14 protein-coding genes are annotated in these 17,841 nt (G+C 38.5%); all 14 read right to left on the bottom strand.

The window, feature by feature from the left end; all coding sequences use genetic code 11:
• Positions 1-68: 68 nt before the first annotated feature.
• The 14 genes from J6L97_RS02255 to J6L97_RS02190 all read right to left on the bottom strand — a co-directional run bounded on the left by J6L97_RS02255 (position 69) and on the right by J6L97_RS02190 (position 17,746).
• A complete protein-coding gene (locus J6L97_RS02255; RefSeq protein WP_057726651.1) occupies positions 69-1,430 on the bottom strand; it encodes a DEAD/DEAH box helicase in 1,362 nt (453 codons plus the stop codon).
• Positions 1,423-2,379, bottom strand: coding sequence for a DHH family phosphoesterase (locus J6L97_RS02250; protein WP_054832807.1), 957 nt, complete (start codon positions 2,377-2,379; stop codon positions 1,423-1,425). Before J6L97_RS02250 ends, J6L97_RS02255 begins: the two co-directional genes overlap by 8 nt.
• Positions 2,380-2,442: 63 nt before the next feature.
• Entirely contained in the window at positions 2,443-3,561 is a 1,119-nt protein-coding gene (gene dinB / locus J6L97_RS02245) for a DNA polymerase IV (RefSeq protein ID WP_173636644.1), read from the bottom strand.
• Positions 3,554-5,005 (bottom strand): glucose-6-phosphate dehydrogenase, encoded by a 1,452-nt coding sequence (gene zwf / locus J6L97_RS02240; protein ID WP_023488879.1) that lies wholly within the window; start codon positions 5,003-5,005, stop codon positions 3,554-3,556. Before zwf ends, dinB begins: the two co-directional genes overlap by 8 nt.
• A gap of 103 nt (positions 5,006-5,108) precedes the next feature.
• Positions 5,109-5,501, bottom strand: a complete 393-nt coding sequence (gene yajC / locus J6L97_RS02235) for a preprotein translocase subunit YajC (protein WP_013085872.1) — start codon at positions 5,499-5,501, stop codon at positions 5,109-5,111.
• A 59-nt stretch (positions 5,502-5,560) separates the two neighbouring features.
• Complete coding sequence (gene ruvB, locus J6L97_RS02230; RefSeq protein ID WP_013085871.1) at positions 5,561-6,580, bottom strand: Holliday junction branch migration DNA helicase RuvB; 1,020 nt, start codon at positions 6,578-6,580, stop codon at positions 5,561-5,563.
• A gap of 39 nt (positions 6,581-6,619) precedes the next feature.
• Positions 6,620-7,207 carry a Holliday junction branch migration protein RuvA gene (ruvA, locus tag J6L97_RS02225; RefSeq protein ID WP_013085870.1) on the bottom strand — a complete coding sequence of 196 codons (588 nt, stop codon included), beginning with the start codon at positions 7,205-7,207 and terminating at the stop codon, positions 6,620-6,622.
• Entirely contained in the window at positions 7,207-9,132 is a 1,926-nt protein-coding gene (gene mutL, locus J6L97_RS02220) for a DNA mismatch repair endonuclease MutL (protein ID WP_057726653.1), read from the bottom strand. Before mutL ends, ruvA begins: the two co-directional genes overlap by 1 nt.
• Entirely contained in the window at positions 9,132-11,708 is a 2,577-nt protein-coding gene (mutS, locus tag J6L97_RS02215) for a DNA mismatch repair protein MutS (protein ID WP_101887311.1), read from the bottom strand. The genes mutL and mutS overlap by 1 nt, the downstream gene beginning before the upstream one ends.
• A gap of 258 nt (positions 11,709-11,966) precedes the next feature.
• Positions 11,967-13,592, bottom strand: a complete 1,626-nt coding sequence (groL, locus tag J6L97_RS02210; protein ID WP_005720558.1) for a chaperonin GroEL — start codon at positions 13,590-13,592, stop codon at positions 11,967-11,969.
• A gap of 53 nt (positions 13,593-13,645) precedes the next feature.
• A complete protein-coding gene (gene groES / locus J6L97_RS02205) occupies positions 13,646-13,930 on the bottom strand; it encodes a co-chaperone GroES (protein ID WP_005720560.1) in 285 nt (94 codons plus the stop codon).
• Between the two features lie 181 nt (positions 13,931-14,111).
• Entirely contained in the window at positions 14,112-14,627 is a 516-nt protein-coding gene (locus J6L97_RS02200; RefSeq protein WP_005720562.1) for a hypothetical protein, read from the bottom strand.
• 45 nt (positions 14,628-14,672) lie between these two features.
• Positions 14,673-15,641 (bottom strand): NlpC/P60 family protein, encoded by a 969-nt coding sequence (locus J6L97_RS02195; RefSeq protein WP_005728606.1) that lies wholly within the window; start codon positions 15,639-15,641, stop codon positions 14,673-14,675.
• Positions 15,642-15,796: 155 nt separating this feature from the next.
• Entirely contained in the window at positions 15,797-17,746 is a 1,950-nt protein-coding gene (locus J6L97_RS02190) for a sucrose-specific PTS transporter subunit IIBC (protein WP_054832806.1), read from the bottom strand.
• Positions 17,747-17,841: the final 95 nt, after the last annotated feature.

Here is a 17,841-nt window from a genome sequence, read left to right as displayed (position 1 = left end):
CTCTTTGAAATAATTGATCAAAAAACATATCTTAAGCTGAAATAATTGTACTACAAAATCCGCTTCTGTCAAAGCCCTTGTTCACGCTTGCGCTTTCTCAAACGTTTTGCCTTACGAACCTCATGACGCTGTTCCAACTTACGTTTTTGACGATTATCCTCTTGAATCGCACGCTTAATCTTCTTCTTGTAACCTGGCTTACGCTTTCTCTTCTCTTTTTTAACGTAACCCACCAGCTTGGTATCAAGCTTACGATTCTTGCTTTGACGATTTTCACGACTGCGATAGTGTTTACGTGGCATTAATTCACCATTTTTAATTTCAACGAAGTCAAAATGAACACCCATCTTTTCCAATTCTTCAATTCGGTTCATTTCTTCTTCACGAATTAAAGTTATCGCATGACCAGATAAGCCATTACGCCCCGTCCGGCCAATCCGGTGAATCACGAACTCAATATCACGTGGTATTTCATAATTGACAACCAGACTAACACCATCAATATCTAAGCCACGAGCAGCTAGGTCACTAGCTACCACATATTGATACTGTCCTTGCTCAACCTGACGCAGAGTACGCTTTCTTTCACGTTCAGTTACCCCACCGTGAATTTTAGCTACCTTCAAACCCTGATCTTGCAAATAATTAGTCAACTCATCAACCTTTTGCTTAGTGTTAGCAAAAACCAACGCCAAATATGGTTGTCCCATAGTTAACAATTTGTACAAGACATTCTTGCGATCCTTTGAGCCAATATCAAGCAAATCGTTTTTAATCGTTGGCGCAATAACACTAGGATTATCAATAACGATCTCATCAGGATGAGCCATATATTTGCGTAAAAAGTTAGACAATTTAACTGGAATAGTTGCTGAAAAGGCAGCAATTTGGACATCCTTCGGCAATTTAGCAGCAACTTGATCAATGTCGTTCAAAAAGCCCATGTCCAAGGTCATGTCAGCTTCGTCGATAACAAAAGTTTTTACTTGATCAACTGCAAAAACCTTCTTTTGAACAAAGTCTAACAAACGTCCTGGAGTTGCAATCACCAATTGTGGAGTATTATTTTGATACTTTTCTAATTGACGTTCACGATCAGTTCCGCCCGCAAGATGTGCAATTGAAAAATGCATCCCTGCCGCATCACGGAGCTGCCGTGCTACTTGATAAAGCTGATCGGCTAATTCACGACTAGGCAAAGTAACGATTGCTTGAACATAGCGTTTATCTTCTTCAATTTCATTAAAAATTGGTACTAAATAAGCATGCGTTTTTCCTGAGCCAGTTGCTGCTTGCACTACTACACTCAAGTCAGACAACATAGCAGGAATAACTTTCTCCTGCACCTTAGTTGGCTTTTCAAAATGGATCTTCTTTAAACCAGCCTGAATAGCTGGTTTAATTCTTGAATCTATAAAAATATTATTCATGATCTTCTTTAAACTTCTTAGTTACTTCAACGACTTCCGCAAATACCTGCTTTACTTCGTCCATATCCTTAGCGTTAGCACCACTAGCTAATGCATGACCACCACCATCATGCTTAGCAGCTAATTCATTGATTACAGGGCCCTTTGAACGGTAATGTACGCGGAAAGTACCATCTGGTTTTTCAACAAAAACATTCCAAGCAAGCACATCTTTAATACGTCCTGGAGTAGATACAGCAACATTTGCTTGATCATCAGTCAAACCTAACTTCTTCAAGTCTGACTGCATCAAAATTGTATAAGCTGCACCAACGGGATCAATTTCCATCTTGTCCATTGCCAAGGCTTGCAATTTTGCCTCATCAAAAGTTACATCAGCAATATTACGAGCGATTTCAGTAATGTTAATTCCAGTAGAAGCTAATTGAGCAGCCACCTTAAAAGTATGCTCTGAAGTTTCTGGATACATGAAACGACCGGTATCGCCTACAATTCCAGCATAAAGTGGGGAAGCAACTTCCTTGGTAATCTTAAAGCCCTCTTCATTCAAGAAGTCTACAATGATTTGGCATGCTGCTGGAGCATCTGGATCTACGTAACTCATATCAGCATATGGATCAACATCTGGGTGGTGGTCAATCTTAATTAAAAAGTCACCCTTATCATACAACTTATTAGAAATTCTTGGTGTATTAGCGGTATCAGTAGTAATTACCAAAGCACCTTCGTAATCAGTTGCCTTAACTTGATCCATGTGGTTAATCCAAGCTAAGTCGCCTTCATCGTTTTCCCCAGCACAAAGAATGCGCTTGTCCGGGAATTTTTCCATTAATGCTCTAGCTAAACCAGCTTGTGAACCAATTGCGTCTGGATCAGGACTAGTGTGGCGGTGCAAGATAATTGTAGGATATTGCAAGATTTTTTCATAAATGTCATCAAAACTACTCATTTTTAATCTCCTCATCTTGTAAAAATATCTGTATCTAGTTTACCAGAAAAATAGCTTTATTTATTAGTCGAACAAACTGATTGATTGATATTTTTTCTTTTCAAAGTCAGTTACAGTGACTCCCAATAAACGAATTCCATCATCTAAAAAGGAACTTGTTGCTTCGAACAAGTCACGAGCCACATCATAAAAATCTAAGTGACTATCAGAAGGTGTTTTCAACTTTTTTCTCTTGGTTACCGTATCAAAATTATTATTTCTTACTTTAATAACAACAGTACCTGCCTTAAAATTGCGTTTTTTTAATGCTGCTTCCAAATGATTGCAATAGTTACGAATATTGGTTAGGGCTTCATCCTCAGTATAAATTGCAGGCTCGTAAGTCCGCTCCATGCCAATTGATTTTCGATTAGCCTCTGAGTCTGTAACAACAGGTCTTAAATCTATTCCACGTGCATGTTGGGCTAAAATATACCCCATTTTCTTAAATTTTTTAATTAAGGTTAAAACCTCAACTTTTTGTAAATCTGCCCCAGTATAAACACCCATCTGATGCAGCTCTTCTTGCGTCTTCGGTCCAATACCAGGAAACTTCTCAATCTTTTGCATTGCTAAAAAGTTCTGCACTTCACTAGGCAAAATTACGGTTCGACCAAACGGTTTGGCGTATTCTGATCCCATTTTAGCTAAAAACTTATTATAGGAAACGCCAAAAGACGAGTTTAAGCCTACTTCTTGCCGAATCCTTTTCTGTAAATCTAAAGCAATTTGAACTGCAGACTCCTGCTCTATCTTTGGATGTGTCACGTCTAGATAAGCTTCATCTAAAGCCACTGATTCAACCTGATCTGTCACATCATGCATAAAAGAATGGATTTTAGCTGACACTGCACGATATTTATCAAATCGTGGTCTAGTAAAAACTATTAGCTCCTTAGGAACCAAACGTACTGCTTGAATTGCGGCCATAGCTGAATGAACGCCATACTTACGAGCTACATAATTGCAAGTAGCCACTACTCCATGTCCACCATTTTGTCGTGGATCTTGCCCAACAATCAATGCCTTATTTTTCCATTCGGGATGCTCCTGCATTTCAACCGAAGCGTAAAAAGCATCCATGTCCAGATGAATAATCCGACGATGGATGTCATTTTGCGGTAATAAATTTTCTTTATTCATAAATCCAATGTTCAGTTGGTGACTCAAAGATTGTATTAGCTTCCTTTGGCCCCATTCTGTATGGCAAATATTGTGCAATGGCTGGATTGCCTGCTTCATTTTCCTTCTGCCAAGCATCTTCAACTGCATCGATAAATTCCCAATAACGCTTCAATTCGCTCCAGTGCGTAAAGTTAGTTGAATCATTGACAAAAACATCATGAAGCAATCTTTCATAACCATCAGGTACCTTAGCCATTTCGGCTTTTGAAAATTCATAAGTTAAGTTTTCACGGCGAATTCCTGGTTGGTCAATTCGTTTGCCATTAATAGTAAAGTAAATTTCACTAGTTGGGTCAATCACGATCGTAATATTGTTAGAATGAGCTTGCCCATATGGATTATTAATATGCTTTAAAACAATGTCAATCCGGTTCTTCTTTTCTTTGAATTCCTTACCCGTTCTAAAGTAAATTGGTACGCCAGCAATTGGTCCCTCATTAAACTTAACTTTACCTGCAACGAAGGTTTCAGTAGTTGACTCTGGATCAACATTTGGCTCTTGCTTATAAGCAAAAGTAGTATCACTACCCAAATATTGACCACGAACAAAGTATTTCTTGACATCATCTGGCGTAGGAATAATTAAACTCTTAAGCAAATCTTGCTTGGCTTGGTGAACACTAGCAGAAGAAAGATCCTTCGGTTCTGGCATTGCTAGCAGAGTAATAATTTGAAAAATATGGTTTTGTACCATATCACGTAAAGCACCTGAAGTATCATAGTAACCTCCACGTGCTTCCACGCCAAGACGTTCTGCCAAGGTAACTTGGATATTCTTAATATACTTGCTGCACCAAATATTTTGAACCATTGGGTTAGTAAAACGCATTGGCATGATATTTTGAACCATTTCTTTACCTAAATAGTGGTCAATTCTAAAAATATCATTTTCATCAAATGAAGCCGTGATTTGCTTATTTAATTCCTCTGCTGAAGCCAAATCATGACCAAATGGCTTTTCAACTACAATTCGATTAAAGCCACTACCAGTCAAGTCTTGGTCATTAATATGCGTTGCTATTGTGCCAAAGAATCTTGGTGCCATAGCCATGTAGAAGAGACGATTGCCTTGTGCACTATAACGATCATCGAGCTCTTGTGCCAAGTTTTTCAAAATCTCATAGTGTTCCACATTAGTTACATCATGTGATTGATAATAAAAATGACTTGCAAAAGCTTTCAACTCATTTTCATCAACAGTATCGTGCGTTTCATGAATAGCATCACTAACCTGCTCACGCAAATACTCATGTGACCAAGGACGACGAGCAGTTCCAATTACTGCAAAGTTATCGTGAATTAAGCCTTGTTCATACAAATTAAACAAAGCTGGATAAAGCTTGCGGTGAGCCAAATCACCACTACCACCAAAAATAATCATTACAACGGGAATATTCTTCATTTCAGATCCCTTTCTTTGAACTAAAATTGTCACTTCTATTTTACAACAAGGATTTTTTTAGCAAAACAAAAAGCGCCTAAAATGACGCTCTTAAGTAATATGATTACTTATCCTCTTTTTTAGTTTCGTCTGCTTTTTCTTCCGGCTTTTCTGCTGGAGCTTCAGCCTTAGTTTCAGCTGCAGGAGTTGCTGGTGCAGCAACTGGAATCACACGACGGACAGCCATTCTTTCAAAAGTTAAGTAAATGCCATCTGCATCAACCACGATAGTCTTATCACTGTTGATCTTGTCAACCTTACCATGCAAACCATCAACTAAGATGACTTCGTCACCCTTCTTCAATTTGTCCATCATTTGCATTCTTTGTTGTTGTTGCTTCTTTTGAGGACGAATCATACCAAAGTAAGTGAAAGCGATCAAAATAATAAATAAACCGATCATCATCCAGTTGCTACTTGCTGCAGCACCGGCATTTGCTAAAAATAAAATGTTCAAAATTTCCACCTCATTAAAATTATTTTCTAGATATTATAACCATTATACAGAAAATGGGACTATTTATCACCTGGAATTGGTAATCCTAACTGTAAATATGCTTTATCCGTCACCATTCTGCCACGCGGCGTGAGTAAAATAAAACCATGCTGCAACAAATATGGCTCATATAGTGACTCAATCGTTTCCATATCTTCACCAACATTAGCTGCCAAAGTCCGAATACCAACAGGACCACCATTATATCCTTCGATCATCGTTCTCAATAATCTGCGGTCTGTCTGATCAAGTCCCTCATCGTCAACCTGCAATTGTTTTAACGCGCCTTCAGTAGTCTCGAGCGAAATTGTTTTTTCTCCCTTAACTTCCGCAAAATCACGCACCCGCTTAAGTAAGCGATTAGCAACACGAGGTGTACCACGCGAGCGTCGTGCCAATTCATGGGCCGCCTCAGGCGCAATTGAAGTGTGAAAAACATCACTTGAACGCAAAACAATTTGTTCTAGCTCATCGATAGTGTAATACTGCATGTGCTCTACGATACCAAAGCGATCACGCAAAGGTGCTGACAATTGCCCAGCCAAAGTCGTTGCCCCAATTAGAGTAAATGGTGGCAGCGGCACGTGAACTGCATGAGTAGTCTGCCCCTCGCCAATCACAATATCGATATAGTAGTCTTCCATTGCAGAGTAGAGTACTTCTTCTACTGGTTTAGCTAAACGGTGAATTTCATCAATGAACAAAACATCCCCAGGATCTAAGTCGGACAAAAGTGCCACCAAGTCGCCTGACTTTTCAATGGCCGGACCACTTGTACTCTTTAAATGAACTCCCAATTCATTAGCAATTACGAAAGCCAAAGTTGTCTTTCCTAACCCCGGTGGTCCATAAAGCAAAACGTGATCTAATGCTTCATCACGTTGGCGCGCCGCCTTAATATAAATGCTCATTTCTTTTTTGACCCGCTTTTGACCTAAGTACTGGTCGAGCGTTTGCGGCCGCAAAGAAAGTTCCATTTGTTGTTCTTCAGGATTCTCAATATCACCTGAAGTTACTTGATCTTCTGCCACCAGTTTCACTTCCTTAAAAAATAATTATCTGTTCTATTATACCAAGATCTACTTTTTAAGCAGTAATGCTAAGCCCTTTTTAATATATTGATCTGCAGTATTTGCAGCAACTTTCTCCAGTTTAGGCGTGATCCGATCCACTTCTTTTTGGGTATAACCCAAAGCAATTAAAGCAAGCAGTGCATCATTTAATGCTGGCGGCACATCCTCACCATTGTCTGGACGATCAAGCCGAGCAACATAATCACCTAATTTACCCTTTAAATCAAGCACAATTTGTGAAGCCGTCTTTTTACCCACACCTGGAAAACGAGTTAGGTACTTAACTTCACCTTGTTCAATCGCTTCCGCCAAAGAATTACTATCCTCAGCTGCCATGATTGCCATTGCACTCTTAGGACCAATCCCGCTAACACTAAGTAGTTTTAAGAACAAGCCCTTATCATCTTGACTTTGAAAACCATATAAAGTAATGCCAGTATCACGCACCACTTGCTCAATAAAGACCTTAGCTTTTTGGCCTTGAGTATAGGCAAAAGGTGTAGGACTATAGACCTTGTAGCCAACGCCCCCGACATCAACTACAACATAGCTTGGTGTAACCACAGTAATCACACCTTCAAAATATTCGTACATTATTCATCCTTCTTAAACATTTTTCTCAATTCATTTTGGCTCATTCTAACCAAAATTATCCGTCCATCTGCATCATGATATGGATCAGTACACTTGCGTAAATCAAGTAAAATTTGCTCAGCTTCAGCTGCAGATAATTTAATCTTGCCAGTAATTTCTCGCTTAGCTTGCATTGCTGCTATCCGGCTAAACAGGTTCTTTGCCTTTCCTTTATCCACATTCAAATAACCATCTAAAATCTTCCGAATTGAATCTTCGACATTATCGTGAATCCAAGTTGGATACGAACGAACAATAAAACTATTTTGTCCAAAATCTTCCAAATAGATTCCAACCTGCTTAATCTGTTCTACTTGATCCTTAATTTGCATAAAATCAAGATTACCAAATTCTAAAATAATTGGTGTTAACAAACCTTGTTGTACTACTTTTTTGGCAGTTATCATGTGAAAAATTTGCTCAAATTTTAACCTTCGTCTAGCAGCAACCTGATCAATTAAAAATAGGTCGCCATTATGTTGGGCAAGTAAATAAGTATCGGTCTTTCCAACATAAACCAAGCGAGGCAGATTATTAGCTAAAGTTTCATCCCCACTTGAAATGACTTCCTGATTAGTCCTAGTTGTAGGAAATGGCGTTAGTGCTTGCTGCAGAGCAACATTTTGTTTCCAGGTCTTAGTAACGATATATTGATCATCTTCACGTGGCTGATTAAGATCAACATATTTCTTTTCACTATCCTGCTTTACCGCCTCATTTTGAATATTATCTTCTGAATCATCAGATTCAATCGTTAAAAATTTTGGCTTTTCTTGTTCGCGAATTTCCGGTTCTTTTTTACGAGCTGTATTTACAACATCTTGATTTAAGTTAAAACTAAGCTGATCAACTAGCGTATCACGTTTATTTTCCAAATTAGCAAAAGCGCTAATTTGTTCAACTTTTTCCACAAGTGTATTACTAATTGCACGGGTGATTAAACGACCCAGTTCTTTTTCCTTGGATAAACGAACTTCCTGCTTAGTGGGATGCACGTTAACATCCACTAACAAAGGATCTACTTTAATTGCTAACACAATAATCGGATAATGCCGCGCTGCTAATTTTGAGCCATAGCCATCCAGAATCGCAGTATTTAATTGAAAATTTTTAATATAGCGGCCGTTTAAGAGAATCGAAATAAAATTGCGTGTAGAACGTGTTAATTCCGGTTTAGACATCAGACCTGTAATCTTAAAATCGCTGTCTTTTGCCTCAAATTTTTCCATTTTTTCTGCGATATGACGACCATACACGTTAGCAACTGTTTGCTTTAAATTATTATTTCCTGGCGTTCTTAATAAAATTTTGCCAGTATTTGACAAAGTGAAAGACACATGTGGATAACCTAACGCAAGTCGATTAATAATATCCACAATCTTCATAATTTCAGTTCTTGGACTACGCAAATACTTTAATCTGGCTGGCGTGTTAAAGAACAAATCCTTGACTGTAATTTTTGTTCCCTTACGAGCCGCTGCATCTTCTTGGCCTTTTTTATTGCCTCCACTATAGTTAGCTCGAATACCAATTGCGTTTTCAGTTGCAGTCAGAATTTCCACATGGCTAACAGCAGAAATCGAAGCTAATGCTTCTCCGCGGAAGCCTAAAGTGGAAACTTTAAATAAATCGTGTTCATTGGCAATCTTGCTTGTCGCATGTCGGGTAAAGGCTAAATCAACTTGATCACGTGCAATCCCCGTCCCATTGTCTTGAACTACAATCTGTTTCAAACCAGCATCTACAAAATCAACGCGAATTCGAGTAGCACCAGCATCTAACGAGTTTTCTACTAATTCCTTAACTACGCTAGCTGGGCGCTCAATTACTTCTCCGGCTGCAATCTGATTAGTTAAAGTTTCCGATAACTCATGAATTTTGCTCATTAATCGTCATCCTTTAAATCTTTTTGCCAATCAGCTACCATTTGCATAACCTGCAACGGTGTCTTATCTGCTAAATAAAGATTAGAAATATCATCAAGTATATCTTGTTGTGCATCAGTTATTGCGGGCTTGTCATTTTGTGTTTCAGTTTCTTCAACACTGTTTTCCACAGGCTCTGCAAATAAATCTAATTGCTGCGAAACTGGTGCTAGTTCACTGCCTTGTGCTTCAAGCCGCTTTAATAATTTAGTTGCCTCTCGCAAAACGTTGCGCGGCAAACCTGCTAATTGAGCTACATGAATTCCGTAACTTTGATCAGCAGGTCCAGGTAGGATTTTATGCAAGAAGATTAACTTGCCATTTTCTTCGGTAGCACCAACGTGAATATTTTTCAGATGATCCAGAGTCTCATCCATCACTGTCAATTCATGATAGTGCGTAGCAAATAATGCCTTAGCACCAACTTTGTCGTGTAAGTACTTAACAATTGCACCAGCTAAAGCCATTCCATCGTAAGTAGCCGTACCACGACCAATTTCGTCAAAGAGAACCAAACTGCGCTTAGTAGCATACTGCAAGGCTTCATTAGCTTCACTCATCTCTACCATAAAGGTACTTTGACCTGAAATTAAGTCATCAGCTGCTCCGATTCTTGTAAAAATTTGATCAAAAATTGGCAAATCAGCACTATCAGCTGGCACAAAGGAACCTACTTGAGCCATGATCGCAATCAAAGCCATTTGTCTCATATAGGTACTCTTACCAGACATGTTAGGACCTGTAATTAAATAAATGTTGGTTCCTTCATCCATTTTGACATCGTTAGGAATATATGAACCAGCCGTCATTACTTTTTCCACAACTGGATGACGGCCGTTAGTCACATTAATATCTTGATTATCTGCGTGAAAAGTTGGCCGGCAATAATTATTTTGTTCAGCTACTGTCGCAAAACCACAATAAACATCCAGCGCTGCTAGTTGCCCACCTAATTTTTGTAAAGCAGGGATATACTTCTTAACGTCCTCACGCAGCTTAACAAATAAATCATATTCCAAGTCAGTTGACCGTGTCTGTGCCTCAAGAATTAGATTCTCATGTTCCTTGAGTTCCGGTGTGATATAACGCTCAGCGTTAGTCAAAGTTTGTTTACGCGTATAACGATCAAGTGGCACCTTAGACTTGTTACCGTTAGAAACCTGAATATAATAGCCAAAGACCTTGTTATAACCGACCTTTAAGTTATCAATACCTGTCTTTTGCCGCTCATCTGCTTCCATCTCAGCCAACCATTTTTTTCCATTGTTCATGGCATCCCGATAGCGATCAAGCTGCGGATCAACCCCACCTTGAATCAGGCCACCTTCAGTAGTCAACACAGGTGGATCCTTCACGATAGTGGAAGTAATCATTTCGGCAACGCCCTTTAATGGATCAATTTTTTTAGCAAAATCGACCAAGATATCTGAATCTGATTGCTCTAAAGCATCTAAAATAACTGGAACGGCCTGCAAAGAACGTGATAATTGTAGTAATTCGCGCGCATTAACGTTACCAAAAGCAATTCGACCAGTTAAACGTTCCAAGTCGTAAACACCCTTTAAGGCATCAACTGCATTTTCTCGTGTAAAGTAGCCATCAAGCAAGGCCTGCACCATTTCTTCACGATGGTTAATTTCATCCATGTTTAATAATGGACGAGCTAGCCACTGCTTAAGCAAGCGTCCACCCATGGCAGTGTGTGTTTTATCCAAAACCCAGAAAAGTGAACCCATTTTTTTGCCAGTTTTGGCAGAAGCAACCAATTCCAAATTATTCTGCACAGTATGTGACATCTGCAAATATTGATTTACTTCATAGCTTTTGGCAATCTGCAAGTGCGCTAAACTTCTCTTTTGAGTTGAAAGCAAATAGCCAACTAACTGACGGGTAGCCTCTTTTTCAGCCCCATTAGTCAAATTCTGTTCAACATAAGAAATTTCAGCATGTTCATCTTCAATTGGAGTAGGACGAGAAATCGTAATGTTGGCCTTGTGCATAAAGTCTTTGTTTTGTTCAGATAATGACCCGTTATACACAACTTCACGAGTACGAAGTGACAAGAGCTCATTGGAAACAGCATCGAAACTCTTTAAATGAGTAGCATAAATTTCACCAGTGGATAAATCACTGTAGGCTAAACCAAAGCCACTCTTAGTGGTAATTACTGATGTTAAGTAATTTGAATCTTTAGCATCATTTGGGCCTTCATTCATCATGGTTCCCGGCGTCACTAATTGAATAATTCCCCGCTTAACCATGCCTTTGGCCTTTTTAGGATCCTCAAGTTGTTCACAAAGTGCTACTTTATAACCCTTTTCAACTAAAGTATTTACATAAGTATCCACAGCCATATGAGGCACACCTGCCATTGGAATTGGATTCTTAGTTCTATTTGATCGGTGCGTTAAAGTCAATTCAAGAATCTGTGCACCTTTAACTGCGTCATCTTCAAACAGTTCGTAAAAGTCTCCGACGCGATAAAAAAGAAAGGCATCAGGATATTGTTTTTTAATTTCGTAATATTGCTCCATCATTGGAGTTGTTTTTTCCGTCATTTATGTCTCTTTCCTATTTCGTATTTTAGATAGAGTTACGTACAATATTATACGCTACAAAAAGAAAAACTTCGAAGCTGAACTGATTGTTTAACTTCGAAGTCATTCTAATTATATTTGTTTTTGAACTAGAGTGAGAGTTTGTGCATAAGTTTAGTGCTAAAGCACTGTAAATGAACTTGATTACTTCGTAATCAAGAATTATATATCTAAATGCTAAAGCATTAAGATATATAATTACATACCCATTCCTGGTGCACCAGCTTGTGGAGCTGGGTTAGCTGGCTTTTCTTCAGGAATTTCTGCAACAACAGCTTCAGTAGTAAGCAGAAGAGCGGCAATTGAAGCAGCATTTTGCAAAGCGGTTCTGGTTACCTTGGTTGGGTCAATGATACCAGCATCTACCATGTTTTCCCAAGTATCAGTAGCAGCATTGTAGCCAATTTCGTTTTCTTGCTTGAGTAAGTGGTTCAAAACAACTTCACCATTCTTACCTGCGTTTTCAGCAATTTGACGAACTGGTGCTGACAAAGCTCTTAATACGATTTGGATACCAGTATTTTCATCTGCAGTATCAGCCTTAAGATCATTGATAGCCTTCTCAACGTCTACTAAAGCAGTACCACCACCAGCAACGTAACCTTCATCAACAGCGGCACGAGTTGAGTTCAAAGCGTCTTCAATTCTGTAACGACGTTCCTTCAATTCGGTTTCAGTAGCAGCACCTACGTGGATAACAGCTACACCACCAGTTAACTTAGCAAGACGTTCTTGAAGCTTCTTCTTGTCAAAGTCTGAAGTTGATTCTTCAATTTGCTTTCTGATTGAATCTTCACGTTCTTGAATAGCATCCTTTGAACCAGCACCGTCAACAATAGTAGTTGAGTCCTTGGTTACAGTTACACGACGAGCTTGACCTAATTGATCAATCTTAGTGTCCTTTAATTCAAGACCTAAGTCATCAGTAATCACAGTACCACCAGTCAAAGCAGCAATATCTTGTAACTGAGCCTTACGACGGTCACCAAAGCCAGGAGCCTTAACAGCTACAACGTTGAAGGTACCACGAATCTTGTTCAATACAAGTGTTGGAAGAGCTTCACCAGTAACGTCATCAGCAATGATCAATAATGACTTACCTTGTTGAACAATTTCTTGAAGAAGTGGCAAGATATCTTGAATGTTTGAGATCTTCTTGTCAGTGATCAAAATGTAAGGATTATCAAGATCTGCTTCCATCTTATCGTTGTCAGTTACCATGTATTGTGATAAGTAACCACGATCAAATTGCATACCTTCAACTACTGAAAGTTCAGTATTGATACCACGTGAATCTTCAATAGTGATAACGCCATCGTGACCAACCTTTTCCATAGCGTCAGCGATTAAGTTACCAACTTCCTTTGAAGATGATGAAACTGCAGCTACGTTAGCAATTTGGTCTCTTGATTCAACCTTGTGGCTAATCTTGTGCAATTCATTAACAGCAGCTTCAGTAGCTTTTTCAATACCACGACGAATGCCAACTGGGTTAGCACCAGCAGTTACGTTCTTCATACCTTCATTAGTAATTGCTTGAGTCAAAACAGTTGCGGTAGTAGTACCGTCACCAGCAATATCATTAGTCTTTTGAGCAGCTTCAGCAACAAGTTTAGCACCCATGTTTTCGTAGTGGTCCTTTAACTCGATGGATTTTGCAATGGTAACACCATCGTTAGTGATGTCAGGGTTGCCGTAACTTTGTTCCAAAACAACGTTTCTACCCTTAGGACCAATAGTAGTCTTAACAGTATCAGCTAACTTATTAACACCCTTTAAAAGAGAACGTCTTGCATTTTCTGAGAATTTAATATCTTTTGCCATAGATTATCTATGCTCCTTAATTTACTTAATTATCGTTGGAAATTTTAACTAAATTACTTAGCAATAGCTAAAATGTCTTTTTCGTGAAGGACTAAGTACTTTTCACCTTCGTATTCAACGTCAGTGCCTGAGTATTTATCGTAAAGAACTACGTCACCCTTCTTAACAGCCATTGGAATCTTTTCACCGTTTGATGCGTAAGCACCTTCACCAACAGCTACAACTTCGCCTTCAGTTGGCTTCTTCTTAGCATTTGATGCTAAAACGATGCCACCAACAGTTTCTTCTTCTTCTTTCTTAACTTTAACGATCACGCGATCACCAATTGGTTGTAACACGTTTAGTCCCCCTTATGTTTAATTTTCTTCATTATATTTTTTATTACTTTATTAATCATTAGCACTCTTATTTGCTAAGTGCTAACTTACAAATATGATAATAAACTGTTTTGTGAAAAAAAGCAAGAAAAAATTAGCACTTTTTTCAATTGAGTGCTAATTTTGATTTTTCTTAACTTTTTTAACTAATTACAGTAATCAAACCATCAATAATGCCGTAAGTTAATCCCATTACATAGTACTTCTTATAAGCATCCCAGAAATCATGGCATTCTTTCTTATCTTTACCATCAATAAAAAAATATTTACCACTTTTTCTGCTGCTAAAAGTCTTAACCAAAGCATAGAAAACAGCAACTAGCGCCATAATAATGAAGAGAATGATTGGGAAGAAGTAGCCAATAATATTTTGTAAGTTATATGCTACACCTGCTGCAATTACCACTAATAGATAAATTACAGCAACTAGTGGATTGCAGATCAAACGTGGCATTTTTACTTTAACCGACAATAACAGCGATAAAAGTAGCGGCAAGCTTAAGATAATTATTAAAACTAACACGTAAATATTATTGATCTCTTTTAATTGAGACGCAAAAGTATGATCAAGCTTACCCCAGAAAATACTTAGAATACCTACTACCCAATAGACAGCCGTCATAATCCAGACATGTTTAAGCGTGCTGTTCTTTTTCATTCTTATTATCCTTTATTGATTAGCAAAATTATAGCATAGAGCATACTATTTAACGGGGCGAGCATAAGTGATTCGACCTTTGGCCAGCTTATCGCTCAGTGAGCTACCTAAACTAGAGCGGTGCACATCATCTACACCTAAGTTGCCGCCCTCTTCAATAATTTGCGTGTCCCAACCATCATATTTGCCATCAACAATTGCTGCATGTCCGTTTTGACCAACACCATTGCCAGTATTAACAATCACAATATCACCTGGGCGAATATTCTTGGCAGAAATTTTCTTCAAATAGCCATGAGTACTTTTAGCATCTCGTTCCATTGGCAGAGTAAAAAATGGAGCATTTCCTACACGATATCCTGCTCTCTTCATTACGATCCACACAAATCCTGAACAATCAGTTGAACCGTTTTTATTAGGATGACGCCAACTGCCAAAATTAGTTCGGTATGCACCTGTTCCATAAGTGAAATAGCCTAATAATTTACGAGCATTCTTAATCACTCTATTATGATATCCTGAATCATCGAACATCGCTGGAGATGGATCCTCATTAATATTGTCATACCAAGCTATGTCAAAATTCACATCATCAGAGCTTAATTCTGTTGACTGATCTGAATCATCATTCACATCATCTTGTGCCTGATATGCCTCAAGCTTTGCTTTTTCTTGAGCATAATTTAAAACATTATTTTGTTTAATGTATGCGTTAGGACCGATCTTATAATAAGCAGTACCATTAATCGTCTTAGTTCCTTGCACATTAATGAACTTGCCTTCATATAGTTGTGATTCAATTACTGGAACATTACCGGTTTGTATCTGACCACGTGTCTTAAAACTGGTCCTCTTACCATTACTCTTATACACATTAGAAGTAGTTTTAACTACATAATCTGTCTTAGGATTAGGCACTGTTATCGCTGCCTTTATTTTAGAGCTAGTTAGATTAATGCTAAAGACAGTTAATCCAGTTACTAATACTCCAATAACTCCACTTTTTAACTTCATAAAACATACCCTCACTTTGTTTTTCTTTATAGAGAACATTTTACTCAAACTTAAAATTGAAGTGCAACACTTAGTACTAAAAAACGCCAAGAAACAATCTTTCTTAGCGTCTTTTATTCTAATTGTTTTAATTTTTTCTAGAGGAGTAGAAGAAACTAATTGTGTGCAGTAACAGCAATCAACTTGTCGCCGTGCTTGTCACCCGCATCAGTAATTCTTGAAACATTTGCATAGTTGGCAGTATTAGTAATTACTACCATGACAGTAGTATCATAGCCTGCCTTCTTCACAGCATCTAAGTCAACTGTGCCGAGCTTATCGCCCTTGTTAACTCTTTGACCTTGCTTAACGAAACTTTCGAAGTGCTCGCCCTTAAGGTTTACAGTATCAAGACCAATGTGAATCAATACTTCTGCACCATCGTTTGACTTAATGCCATAAGCATGCTTAGTTTCATAAGCAATAGTCACAGTACCAGTAACTGGTGAATAGATCGTACCATCACTTGGAATAACGGCTGCACCATCACCCATTAACTTAGCAGAGAATACTTGATCATTAACTTTAGTTAAACTCTCAGGAGTACCATCAACTGGTGAAGCAATAACTTCATCCTTTAATGCCATTTGTTCCTTACCAAGCTTTTCAGCCTTTTGAGTTTCTTCAGCATAATCAGTTGCGTCGTTTACTGGAACATCTTGTTCAGCAACTTCTTCCTTCAAATGACCCTTACCATAAACATAAGTAAGGATGAAGGCAACAGCAAAACTAATTAATACGGAAACAACCCACATTGGAATAGTCTTAGGATAAATTGAAAGGAAGCCTAAGAAACCAGCTGAACCAAGAGCGGCTGCAGTAACATGCATCAAGCCCGCAAAAGCAGCAGCTACACCTGAACCAATTAAAGCACAGAAGAATGGGAATTTATACTTCAAGTTAACACCGAAAAGTGCTGGTTCAGTAATACCAAGAAGTGCTGAAACACCTGATGAACTAGCCAAGCCCTTCATCTTCTTGTTCTTAGTTAAGAAGTAAACAGCGAAAGTTGCGGCACCTTGAGCTACGTTAGCCATACATGCGGTAACAAAGATAAAGTCACCAGAGCTGGCTGGATTCTTAGCAAAGGCTGCTAAAAGCTGAGTTTCAACCGCTGGAAAACTTTGATGAAGCCCAGTAGTAACAATAGCTGAATAGGTAAGACCAAAGACACCCATCCCAAAGGCACCAGTAGTGTCATATAGCCAAACGATAGCATTGGTAATACCATCTGATACGCCTTTGAAGACTGGCCCAATAATTGTAAAAGTCAAAAAGCCAGTAATCATAATTGAAAGAAGTGGCGTAAAGGTAAAGTCAACAGCTGATGGCAAGTGCTTGTGGAAGTACTTTTCCAAAATTGACAATACCCAAACAGCTACTAAAACTGGAATAACCTGGTATTGATAGTTAGTTTGCGCAACATGCAAGCCAAAAATGTCCCAGAAGTGATTTGCACCAAGGAGTCCAGGTGTCGTCATAATCATTCCGATTGTAGCACCCAAGAATTGGTTAGCACCGAACCGTTTAGCTGCCGACATTCCGACTAGAATTGGCATAAAAATAAACGGAGCTGCTGACATAACTTGAATCATACTTGAAATACCAGCAACATTCGGTACCATCTGAACAACTGACTTTGGTCCAAACAGACCTGGTGAAGTCAAGAAGTTGTTCAAAGCCATCAACAAACCACCAGCAACTAAGGCTGGAATGATTGGAACAAAGATGTCAGACAAAAGTTTAATGAAATCCATTACTGGATTCTTCTTTTTACCTTCTGCAGCAACCTTCTTCAAATCATCGGTTGATAATTCTTTCAAACCAGTGATTTTAATGAATTCATCATAAACGTCATTAACATCCCCTGGCCCAATAATTACTTGATATTGACCATTGGTTTTAAAAGTACCCTTAACATCTGGATCATTATCCAATGCTTTTTGGTCGACTTTTGAATCATCTTTTAATACTAAACGCAGACGAGTAGCACAGTGGGCACCGGCAATAATATTGTCACGGCCGACGTCTTTAATTACTCGTTCAGCCACTTTTCTGTGGTCCATATTGATTCCTCCTATGTAAACGTTTTATTCTCAATTCACTAATTATGATAACGCATTCAAAAAATATGTCAATCGTTTGACATAAAATTCTTTAT

It is taken from the genome of Lactobacillus crispatus, assembly GCF_018987235.1.
In the GTDB taxonomy this organism is placed as follows: Bacteria; Bacillota; Bacilli; order Lactobacillales; family Lactobacillaceae; genus Lactobacillus; species Lactobacillus crispatus.
Note: the sequence above shows the minus strand (reverse complement) of the source record. Positions and strands in the feature narration are given on the sequence as shown.